2 protein-coding genes and 1 pseudogene are annotated in these 2174 nt (G+C 66.7%); 2 read left to right on the forward strand and 1 reads right to left on the reverse strand.

The window, feature by feature from the left end:
- Positions 1-343: enolase C-terminal domain-like protein (locus MOV74_RS36585; RefSeq protein ID WP_309486876.1), on the forward strand; the 343-nt coding region annotated here is incomplete at its 5' end.
- Here the strand turns inward: MOV74_RS36585 and MOV74_RS36590 are convergent.
- Positions 313-1509: a major facilitator superfamily domain-containing protein 6 gene (locus MOV74_RS36590; protein ID WP_246932184.1), complete on the reverse strand. Its 1197-nt coding sequence runs from the start codon at positions 1507-1509 to the stop codon at positions 313-315. The genes MOV74_RS36585 and MOV74_RS36590 overlap by 31 nt on opposite strands.
- 75 nt (positions 1510-1584) lie before the next feature.
- On the opposite strand from MOV74_RS36590, the pseudogene MOV74_RS36595 reads away from it, so the two are divergent.
- Positions 1585-2174 (forward strand): annotated as a pseudogene (locus MOV74_RS36595) (hypothetical protein); the annotation flags it as partial.

Here is a 2174-nt window from a genome sequence, read left to right on the forward strand (position 1 = left end):
GATCAAGCGGCCGCTCGCGGTCTGCGCCGACGAGAGCGTGCACGACCGCTCCTCGCTTGCGCCCTTGCGCGAGCGCTATGACGCCGTGAACATCAAGCTCGACAAGACCGGCGGCCTGACCGAGGCGCTCGCCATGGCCGATGCCGCACAGGCGCTCGGCTTCGAGATCATGATCGGCTGCATGGTCGCAACCTCGCTGTCGATGGCGCCGGCGATGCTGGTGACGCCGCAGGCGCGCTACGTCGATCTCGACGGCCCGCTGCTGCTGGCGCGCGACCGCGACCATGGGCTGCGTTATGACGACAGCCTGGTCTATCCGCCGGACGCCTCGCTCTGGGGCTGAGCCTTGAGCCGGTGCCGCGCCGACCAGATCAGAAGCGCGCCGCCAGCGGCCATCGCCGCCATGACGTAGTACAGGCCGTCGCCGATGCGGGCATAGATCGCGCCCGAGGCAATCGAGGTCGTCGCGCCGAGCAGTCCGTTGCAGGCCGCATAATAGCCCTGCCCGCGCGCGATCTGATGCGGAGGCACACGCTGCACCAGCAGATTCATGGTGCCGACAACGGTCAGGCCGAAGGTGAGGCCGTGGCCGAGCTGAACGATCGCAAGCAGCGCCAGCGGCGGCTCGTTGGCGGTGACGATCCAGCGCACCACGGCGCTTACGCCTCCGATCGCAATCATCGTGGATGGATGCGCCGAGAAGCGCGGCGACAGCGCGAACACGACGATCTCGGCGATCACGCCCAGCGTCCACAGCCCCGCGATCGTCAGTCCACTGATCCCATGGAGCTGCCAGTCGATGGCCGAGAAGGTGTAGTAGGCGACGTGGCTGCCGTGGATCAGCGCGGCCGAGGCGATGATCGCCCAGAAGCCGGCATCGCGCAGGAGCGCCTTGCCGGCATGCCGCTCCGTCGTCTTGCGCCTGACATCGTCGAGCGGCTGAAGCAGCAGGCTGGCTCCGACCGCAACGACGGCCCATGCGACGATGATCCAGATCAGGTCGCGCGCGGCGATGCTGTCGATGAGATAGCCGCAGGCGAGCGAGCCGGCGGCGAAGGCCGCCGAGCCCCACAGCCGCAGCGGTCCGTAATCGAGCCCGAAACGGGCGACACCGCGCAGCGCATAGGCATCGGTCAGCGGCATCGTCGGCGTCCACATCATGCAGGTCAGCGCGTAGATCAGGAACAGCGCCAGCGGCTGCTGCTGCAGGCCGACCGCCGTAAATCCGATCGCCGTTGCCAGCACCGACACCATCATCGCAGCGCGGATGGCATGTCGCCTTTCGGCGAAGGCGGTCACTTGCGGCAGCGTGGTGAAGCGCGTGATCGCCGGCAGCGCGTTGATGAACCCGATCCAGGTCGCATCAATGCCGATCGCCTTCAGCCACACCGGGAAGAACGGCAGATGCGTGCCCGAAACCGCGAAGATGGCCGAATAGAACAGGGCGAGGCTGACGGCGAATCGCCGCTTCCTGGATGCCGCGATGGGGATTTGTGATTCGGACTGCATCAAACCAATTGCGATTCGGTCGATATCGTGGTGATCGTTACAATACCGCGCAGTGATTTGCGCGACGAGATTGCCATGGCCAACGAAGCATTCGCCCTCTCGCCTATGTCTGCCCGCGCGGCCGAGCCGAACGAGCAGGATTACGATGCGATCCGCGAAGCCTTCATGGAGACCGCGCGCGGCCGCTGGTTCCTCGGCGAATACGCCAAGCGCAACCGCAATGCCGACACGGCCATGGTGCTCGATGCGGTCGCGAAGATCGAAGAAACCCTTGCGGCGCAGCGACAACCCGTCGTCGAAGACCGCCTGCCCGAAGCATTGGTCGAGATCCGCCGCGCCATCCGCGAAGCCGAGACGATCGCGATTGCCGCGTTCGACCCCGCGGTGATCGAGGCGAGCCTCGCGGCGATCCCGCGTGGGGTGCGCATCATCAAGGAGATCTCCTGGCGCTGGCGCGAGATCGGCGCCGACGGGCGAATCTGCGACCTCATTGATTCGCAGCTCGCCTCGATCGAGGCCGCCTGCGGACAGGTTTCGGCCATCGACCCCCGCGTCGAGCTCAAGATTGCCTTCGATCTGCTGAGGGATCGGGTCGAGCAGACCGACGGCGGCGCAACGCCGCAGGCGGCGCCTGCGGCTCCGGTGCAGGAGGCGCCCTCATCCGC

Origin of the sequence: Bradyrhizobium sp. SHOUNA76 (genome assembly GCF_023006445.1) — a bacterium.
GTDB lineage: Bacteria > Pseudomonadota > Alphaproteobacteria > Rhizobiales > Xanthobacteraceae > Bradyrhizobium.